Annotated in this window: 8 protein-coding genes and 1 pseudogene; all 9 read right to left on the bottom strand. The window is 67.1% G+C overall.

The features are described from left to right. Positions 1 to 278: 278 nt before the first annotated feature. Positions 279 to 482, bottom strand: coding sequence for a cold-shock protein (locus G020_RS0114195; RefSeq protein ID WP_018868787.1), 204 nt, complete (start codon positions 480 to 482; stop codon positions 279 to 281). Positions 483 to 663: 181 nt separating this feature from the next. Then, entirely contained in the window at positions 664 to 1,419 is a 756-nt protein-coding gene (locus tag G020_RS0114200; RefSeq protein ID WP_024330053.1) for an SDR family NAD(P)-dependent oxidoreductase, read from the bottom strand. Beyond that, on the bottom strand, positions 1,416 to 3,155 hold the full coding sequence (locus G020_RS0114205; protein WP_024330054.1) for a fused response regulator/phosphatase: 1,740 nt from the start codon (positions 3,153 to 3,155) through the stop codon (positions 1,416 to 1,418). The genes G020_RS0114200 and G020_RS0114205 overlap by 4 nt, the downstream gene beginning before the upstream one ends. Before the next feature lie 5 nt (positions 3,156 to 3,160). After that, entirely contained in the window at positions 3,161 to 3,466 is a 306-nt protein-coding gene (locus G020_RS0114210; RefSeq protein ID WP_018947350.1) for an STAS domain-containing protein, read from the bottom strand. Positions 3,467 to 3,493: 27 nt separating this feature from the next. Beyond that, positions 3,494 to 4,696 carry a methyl-accepting chemotaxis protein gene (locus tag G020_RS15605; RefSeq protein WP_024330055.1) on the bottom strand — a complete coding sequence of 401 codons (1,203 nt, stop codon included), beginning with the start codon at positions 4,694 to 4,696 and terminating at the stop codon, positions 3,494 to 3,496. Next, positions 4,696 to 5,805: a chemotaxis response regulator protein-glutamate methylesterase gene (locus G020_RS0114220; protein WP_024330056.1), complete on the bottom strand. Its 1,110-nt coding sequence runs from the start codon at positions 5,803 to 5,805 to the stop codon at positions 4,696 to 4,698. Before G020_RS0114220 ends, G020_RS15605 begins: the two co-directional genes overlap by 1 nt. After that, entirely contained in the window at positions 5,802 to 6,428 is a 627-nt protein-coding gene (gene cheD / locus G020_RS0114225) for a chemoreceptor glutamine deamidase CheD (RefSeq protein WP_019569414.1), read from the bottom strand. Before cheD ends, G020_RS0114220 begins: the two co-directional genes overlap by 4 nt. Continuing rightward, positions 6,425 to 7,249: a protein-glutamate O-methyltransferase CheR gene (locus G020_RS0114230; protein ID WP_024330057.1), complete on the bottom strand. Its 825-nt coding sequence runs from the start codon at positions 7,247 to 7,249 to the stop codon at positions 6,425 to 6,427. Before G020_RS0114230 ends, cheD begins: the two co-directional genes overlap by 4 nt. Before the next feature lie 23 nt (positions 7,250 to 7,272). Then, positions 7,273 to 7,691: pseudogene (locus G020_RS0114235) on the bottom strand (methyl-accepting chemotaxis protein); the annotation flags it as partial.

Raw genomic sequence — 7,691 nt, forward strand, 5'->3', positions numbered from 1 at the left:
CCACCCCCGCACGCGCGAGGGTGAAGAACAGTCCGTTGCGAGAAGGCATTAACCACTCCGTGGTCAGGGCTTTGGTTGCCTGCAGACGATCCGGAATACGGGTAACAGGATCAAGGGAAAAGGTTCACAAAAACATTACGCGGCATGGTTTTCCCAGCCAGCTACAGGGTGAAATCGAGGTGACACGAGGGGCTGGCGGAGCGCGCACAAAAAAGGGCCGCCCGAAGGCGGCCCTTTGCTTCCCGAAGCGCGCCCGGAGGCGCGCCGTGCGGGCAGTCTTACAGCGCGGTCACGTCACCCGCGGCCAGACCCTTGGCGGTTTCCTGAATCTCGAAGGAAACCTTCTGGCCTTCGGCCAGGGTCTTGAAGCCCGAACCGTTGATCGCGGAGAAGTGCACGAACACGTCCTTGCCGCCATCATCGGGGGTGATGAAACCGAAACCCTTGCTCTCGTTGAACCACTTAACAACACCGGTATTCACAACTACTTACCTCATCATGTAACTAAAGAAACGTGATTGCGGAACGCTACCAACAGATCAACGGGAGCACTGGTCCAGAAAACTGGGGACTTCCTTGGAGTTGCTGCTAACCGCGAATCACGTTTCCGACTATACGCTCCTGTGTCGGCAAAAGCCAATGGGGTGTGATGAAGTTTTTCTGTCAGCGCCGGCCGGTCAGGCGCGCGTATTCTTCCGGGTCGTTGAGTGCCCGGATGTCGACGAAGCTGCCGGACGGCTGCTCGCGCAGGCGTGGCAGTACGTCGAGGATGTCGCGTGCCGCGGTTTCCGGTTCCGGCATGGTGCGGGTGCCGCGCGCGGCCTTCAGCCGCTGCAGGGCGGTGAAGGTCTCGCTGTCGGCCTCGTCGCACAGGTAGTCCTGCATCGCGGTGTCGATCAGACCCGGTGCCAGCGAATGCACCGGCACGCCGGGAAATTCGTGCGAGTAGAGCTGCATCAGCATGTTCAGCGCGGCCTTGGACAGCGAATACCCGCTCCAGCCGGCGTTGCCGAACACCGCCGCCCCCGAGGAGATGGCGACGATCTGGCCGACCGCGATCTCGCGCGTCAGCAGACGATCCAGGATCACCTTGTTGGCAAACGTGTTCACGTCCATCAGCAGGCGCAGTTCGTCCATCGGCGCGTCCGGCATGCGCTGGATGTGTCCGAGCAGGCCCGCGTTCAGGATCACGAGGTCCAGACGGGTGACGCCCTGCAGCAGCCGGTCCATGGCCTCCGGGATGGCGTCAAAGTCCGCCAGGTCGATCTGCACGTCGCCGGCGACCCCGTCGTCGGGGCAGCCACGGCGGCTCATGCCGTAGACTGACGCGCCGTCGGCGGCGAGGACCCGGGTGAGTCCGAGGCCCAGGCCGCTGGAATTGCCGGTAATCAGTGCCGATTGCGGAGTGGTCGATGTCATGTCTGCTCCTCGCTGAGTGGTTCCATCCAGGCGTACTCGGCCTCCACCACGTTGCCGCTCCCGAGGTGCCGCATCTGCCGGCACAACCGGTGCACCAGGGTCAGGCCGCGGCCCCACAGCCTTTCGTCGCTCTCGCCCTCGAGAGCCCGCCGTACCCGTTGGTGGTCGAAGCCCGCGCCACTGTCGCGCACACGGATGCGCACGCAGTGCCAGTCGTCCGTGCGGCGGTAGCGCAGGCTGATGCCGATGCGCCCTTCCAGACGTTCGAGCCCTTCCTGGCGCAGGCGATAGTACTCGGCAAAGCCTTCCGCGGTGGCCTTCATCTCGGAAGACAGGCCCAGCACGCCATGTTCGAAGGCATTGTTGCAGAGCTCGGCGACCACCGTCTGCAGGGCCTGAACGTGTTCGCCGGGCTCCGGGAACCAGCGCCGGAGCTGCTGCCGGGCCTCTTCCGCGACGTCCACGCGGGCCAGCTCGGCCCCGGCGGCCTCCATGGACCAGCGTCGGTTGCCGGTGGTGTCCGGGGGTACCGCGAGACCGGTTTCCAGCACGACCTCGGGGGCGCAGGTGATCGCGACCGCGGTGATGTCGTCGGCCGGTGACGCATCCCCCATGTGCCGTGACAGGGCATCGCCCAGCCGTTCGATCCGTTCCGGTGGGCGCTCCGGATGGCACAGACAGCCATGCAGGCGTGCCTCGCCGAACGGTTCACCGGTGGTGCCTTCCTCTTCCAGAACCCCGTCGGTGACGATCAGCAGGGTCTCGTCGGCGGCGATGGCGTGACGCCGGGGGCCGCTGTCCAGCTCCAGCCGGGGCAGGATCCCCAGCGGCATCGCCTGCGAGGGCAGGCTGCGCAGTTGTCCGTCGCCGCCGCACAGCAGGGCATCCGGCAGGCCGCCGTTCCAGGCGGTCAGGGTCTGCCCGTCGGGCTCAAAGGTGATCAGCACGGCGCCCATGAACATCGACGGTGGCAGAAAGCCGTGGAGCACGTGGTTGAGCTCGAAGACCAGCTCGGTGTCGCCCACGCCCTCGCGCGTCAGCGTATGGAAGGCTTCCGAAACCGGATAGGTGCCGATGGCCGCAGCCAGGCCATGGCCGGTGAAGTCGCCCACCAGTACGCGCAGGCCGCCGTCCGGGGTGAAGTCCGACAGCACCACGTCGCCGCTGAAGGTGGCCGCCGACCACTGGCATACGCGCAGCCGTTGCGCGCCCACGTTGCGGCCCGTGATGGCCCGCGACAAGACGCTTTCCGCGGTCTCTTCCTCCCATGCCTGGCGCGCCCGGGCCCGGGCCAGGGCCTCGTTGCGCTCGCGCAGCCCGTGATGCAGGTCGCGCAGGCGCTCCATCGCGTGGATCTTGGCGCGCAGCACCGAGAGGTTGAGGGGCTTGTTGAGGAAATCATCGGCACCGGCGCGGATACCCTGCAGCAGGGAGTCCTCGTCATCCAGGGCGGTCAGGATGATCACCGGGATGAAACGGTCGCCGCACTCGTGCTTGATCTGCCGGGTGGACTCGAAGCCGTCCAGCCCCGGCATCATCACGTCCATCAGGATCAGGTCCGGGGGAGCGTTGCGTGCCTGCTCCACGGCCTGGTGGCCGTCGGTCGCCTCCTCGGTGTCGTAGCCGGCGCCGGTCAGCATCATCTTCAGCAGGCGCCGGTTGTGCTTGTCGTCGTCGACGATCAGCACACGCCCCTCGCCGGACGCCAGCGGCACGCTTTCGGAGGAGGCGTTCACGGACGTCACTCGATGGTGAACAGGCGACCGAAATTGGCGATGTCGAGCACCTTGCGTACCCCGTCGGACGCCCCGACGATGCGCACGTCGGCACTATCGCCGCCGGCGTGTTCCCGCAACAGCAGCAGCATGCCCAGCGCGGAGCTGTCCATGTACTCCGTCTGCGACAGGTCGATGACGTAGCGCATGCCGGCGCCGCGGGTGTCGCGGTAGGCGCTGCGGAAGTCCTGATGCTGATCAAAATCGAAACGGCCGTGGATGGCGATGCGCAGTTCGCTGCCGTCCGTCGATGTGCGGGTCTGGATGCTCATGCGGTCTCCGTCGGGAGTTTTCGGGGGTCAGAAGAGTTCAACGTCGCCGGTGTCCAGGTTTTCCTGATTCACGGCGCGATGATGACGATTCTGGCGATCCTCGCGCCAGGCGCGCACGCGCTCGGCCATCGCGCGGGCATCGTCGGTGGAGCGTGCCTCGTGCAGGATCCCCTGCAGTTCGTGCAGATGGGCCAGGGCGTCTTCGGCGGTGCCCAGGGACTGACGCGCGATGTCCTCGAACTGCAGCGAGCGAACCGCGGTGGCGACCGCCTGGTTCATGCGATCGGTCAGCTCCGCCTCTTCCCGCAGCCGGCTTTCCATGTCCTCGGTGGCCTCGCGGGCATAGTCGAACAGCGAGCCGATCCGCTCCTTTTCTTCCATGCTGTCGCTCATGTCGCGCGAGGCCATGGAGTGGACCGTGTCGTGCACCTGGCGGATGCTGCGGCGCGCCTCCTCGATCTGCTTGCGGATGTCCTCGTGGAAGGTGGCCGAGCGCTTCGACAGGTTGCGGACTTCGTCGGCCACCACCGCGAACCCGCGCCCGGCCTCGCCGGCCCGTGCGGCCTCGATGCTCGCGTTCAGCGCCAGCAGATTGGTCTGGTCGGCGATCTCGCCGGCACTGTCCAGCAGCTTGAACACCCCGTCCATGTGCTGGTTCATGTCCGCCATGTGGTGCGCGCTCTCCACGCTCTGGCGACTGACCTCCACCAGCGTGTCGATGAACATCTGCAGGGTCTCGTCCGACTGGCGGGTCAGGTCGCGCAGGATCTCCGGCTGGGATCGGCCGTCTTCACCGGCATGATTCTGTTGCGCCAGATCGGAGCTCATCAGCTCCTGCTGGCGTTCGGCGATCTGGTGCATGTCGCTGAAGCTCTCGCCCAGTTCCTTCACCGCGTTCTCGATCAGTCCCTTCTGCCGGGTGATCTCCTGATCGATCTGGTCCAGTTCGAAGCGCATGGCCTGGTCGATCTCTTCGGACAGTTCCGCGCCGCCGGCCACCCGGTGCGTGGCTTCCTGCTCGCCGTGGGTGGGGGCGTCCGCGTCCGGGGTGTGCCACAGGGCGACGACCAGCGCGGCACCCAGCAGCAGGGGCACCACCAGCAGGCTGGCCGCCGCGGCTGCTCCGGCCAGCCAGACGCCGCCAATGCCGGCCAGCAGGGTGGCCACCAGGGCAATCGCCAGGCCTCGCTGTAGCGGCGGGTGCGTCAGACGTTGTTTCCAGTCATTCATCACGTGTCTCCTCCGTTGGCGACGGCGCGGGCGGTGTCGCGATGATCGTCCAGCAGTGCCTCGGCGATGCGCCCCAGCGGCAGAACCTGTACGGCCGCGCCGCGTTCCACCGCCTCGCCCGGCATGCCCCAGACCAGGCTGGTCGCCTCGTCCTGGGCGATGGTATGGGCACCGGCCTCGCGCAGCGCCAGCAGCCCGCGGGCGCCGTCGTCGCCCATGCCCGTCAACAACGCGGCCACGGTGTTGGAACCGGCGGACTGCGCGGCGGATTCGAACAGCACGTCCACGCTGGGCCGATGCCGGTTCACCGGCCCCTGGTCGTCCAGCCGGCAGACGTAGCGCGCACCGTCCCGCTCCAGGCGCAGGTGATAGTCCGTGCCGGGGGCCACGAATACGTGCCCCGGCATCACCACGTCTCCGTCCTCGGCCTCCTTCACCCGTAGTGCGGTGCTGCGGTCCATGCGCTCGGCGAAGGCCTGGCTGAAGCCCGCCGGGATGTGCTGGGTGATCACGATCCCGGGTGCGTCCGGCGGCAGTCCCATCAGCACCTCCTTGAGGGCCTCGGTGCCTCCGGTCGACGCGCCCAGCGCAATGACGCGGTCGGTGGTGCGAAAGCGGCGGCCCCCGCCGGCGGTGGCCGCCGGCCGGGTGGCCTGAGCGGGCGCTTCCGCCGGGACGCTGCGTGCCTGCACGCGAATGCGCGAGGCCGTGCGGATCTTCTCGATCAGGGCGTCCGCGTAGGCCTCCATGGCATGCGCCACGTCGGTGCCCGGCTTGGTCACGAAGTCGACCGCCCCCAGCTCCAGTGCCTGGAGGGTGACATCCGCTCCCGCTTCGGTCAGCGAGGAAACCATGACCACCGGCATCGGGCGCAGGCGCATCAGATTGCGCAGGAAGGTGATGCCGTCCATCTTCGGCATCTCCACGTCCAGGGTGAGCACGTCCGGATCGTGCTGCTTGATCTTCTCACGGGCGTCGTACGGATCGGCCGCGGTTTCCACCACCTCGATATCCGGTGCCTGGTCGAGGATCCGTGCCAGCAGCTTGCGGATCAGGGCCGAGTCGTCGACCACGATCACGCGGATGGGACGGGCCTGCGTTGTGCTCATTCGAACAGCTCCACATCGCCGGCCAGGTCCTCGCCTTCGAGGCGGCGGCGGTAGTCCTGCTCGCGTTCGAGCAGGGTGTTGTTGTGCAGGGACACGAGCTTTTTCAGCCGCACCCGTCCGGAGGCAGGGAAAAACACGACCTTGCGCGGCCACGGGCCGCCCACGTCCTCGGCCAGAATCTCGAGCCCTTCTTCGCGCGCGTAACGGCGCAGAAACGCGATGTTCCGCGCGCCCACATCACTCATGCCCGCCATCACGCGCCCGCCCCCGAACATCTTGATGCGCAGGTCGTCGCGTTCGGCGCCCAGCTTGAGCAGCTCGTTCACCAGGAACTCCATCGCGTGGGTGCCGTAGCGCGTGGCATTGGAAACCGCCGGGCCCCAGCCGCTGTCGCGTTCGCCTTCCGGGAGCATGAAATGGTTCATGCCGCCCACGCCGGCCTTCGGCGACCATACGCAGGCCGACACGCAGGAGCCCAGCACCGTGGTGATCAGTTCCGCGGAGGACACCGAAACGTAGCATTCCCCGGGCAGCAGCTTGGCCGCCGGGGCATTGTTCATGCGATCCCAGTAGCGGTTGATGTGCGCGAAGGCACCATCATGCAGCTCGGGCAGCGCGCTCATGGCGAAACCCTCCGGTACAGCGTCTGTTCCAGCAGGCGGAACGCGTCGGTCACCCGGTACAGCGACTCGGAGTGGCCGATGAACAGGTAGCCACCCGGGCGCAGGATGGTCGCAAACCGTTCCACCAGCTCCTTCTGGGTCGGTTTGTCGAAATAGATCAGCGTGTTGCGACAGAAGATCGCGTCCAGCGGCCCCCGGATCGGCCATTCGTCGAACAGGTTGAGCTGCTGGAAGCGTGCCATCGAGCGCAGGTCATCGCGGATCCGGACCTTCCCGTCCTGCCCGCCCTTGCCGCGCAGCAGCCAGCGCCGCTGGCGTTCGCGCGCGATCCCGGTGATGCGACTGCCGTCGTAGATCCCGGCATCGGCATGCGCGACCACGCGCGAATCCACGTCGGTCGCGAGGATGCGCGCCGCATCCGTCGAGCCCGTCGCGTCGGCCAGGGTCATCGCGATCGACCAGGGCTCTTCTCCCGTGGAGCAGCCGGCCGACCAGATCTTCAGCGGCCCGTCCGGGTTGGCCCGGCGCATCTCCTGCAACACCGATCCCTCCAGCATCTCGAAGTGATGCGGCTCGCGGAAGAATGCCGTGAGGTTGGTGGTGAGGGCATTGATGAACTCTTCGAGCTCGGCCTCGTCGCCACCCTCGACCCGGTCGAGATACTGCTCGAAGCGTTCCAGGCCCAGCGCCCGCAGCCGCCGTGCCAGGCGGCTGTAGACCAGCTCCCGCTTGCTCTCGTTGAGCATGATCCCGGTGCGTTCGCCAATCAGGCGGGCGACGCGCCGGAAATCGCGGTCGCTCAGGCTCTCGAAACGGCCCATTCAGCAAAGGTCTCCGGTGCGCCTCAGAATTCTTCCCATTCTTCGCTGCTGTCCGCGGTGGCGGACTTCTGCTGCGTCCGGGCGCGCGGGGCCGGCTTCTTCTTCTCCTCTTCCTTCTTCGCGGCGGGACGAGTGCTGCCGGCGGCGGCCGGGCGCTGTGCCCGGTTTTCCTCGGTGCGCCCGGCGGGGCGGGCGGTTGCGGCCGGAGCGGCCGGGGCCTCGCTGCGCGAGCCCTTGAAGAAGGCCATCAGCTCGAGCAGTTCGCGAGCCTGATCGTCGAGGGACTCGGAGGCGGAAGCGGCCTCCTCGACCAGGGCGGCGTTCTGCTGGGTAACCTCGTCGAGCTGGGAGACGGCCTTGTTGATCTCGTCGAGCCCGGTGGACTGCTGCTCGGAGGCGGCGGCGATCTCGGCGATGATGTCGGAGACCTTCTTGACCGAGT

The organism is Thioalkalivibrio sp. ALR17-21 (assembly GCF_000420185.1).
GTDB lineage: Bacteria > Pseudomonadota > Gammaproteobacteria > Ectothiorhodospirales > Ectothiorhodospiraceae > Thioalkalivibrio > Thioalkalivibrio halophilus.

Excerpts from the sequence above, each read along its gene's own strand:
- G020_RS0114230 (WP_024330057.1), bottom strand. The coding sequence starts at position 7,249 with ATGGGCCGTTTCGAGAGCCTGAGCGACCGCGATTTCCGGCGCGTCGCC.
- G020_RS15605 (WP_024330055.1), bottom strand. The coding sequence starts at position 4,696 with ATGAATGACTGGAAACAACGTCTGACGCACCCGCCGCTACAGCGAGGC.
- G020_RS0114200 (WP_024330053.1), bottom strand. The coding sequence starts at position 1,419 with ATGACATCGACCACTCCGCAATCGGCACTGATTACCGGCAATTCCAGC.
- G020_RS0114210 (WP_018947350.1), bottom strand. The coding sequence starts at position 3,466 with ATGAGCATCCAGACCCGCACATCGACGGACGGCAGCGAACTGCGCATC.
- G020_RS0114220 (WP_024330056.1), bottom strand. The coding sequence starts at position 5,805 with ATGAGCACAACGCAGGCCCGTCCCATCCGCGTGATCGTGGTCGACGAC.
- cheD (WP_019569414.1), bottom strand. The coding sequence starts at position 6,428 with ATGAGCGCGCTGCCCGAGCTGCATGATGGTGCCTTCGCGCACATCAAC.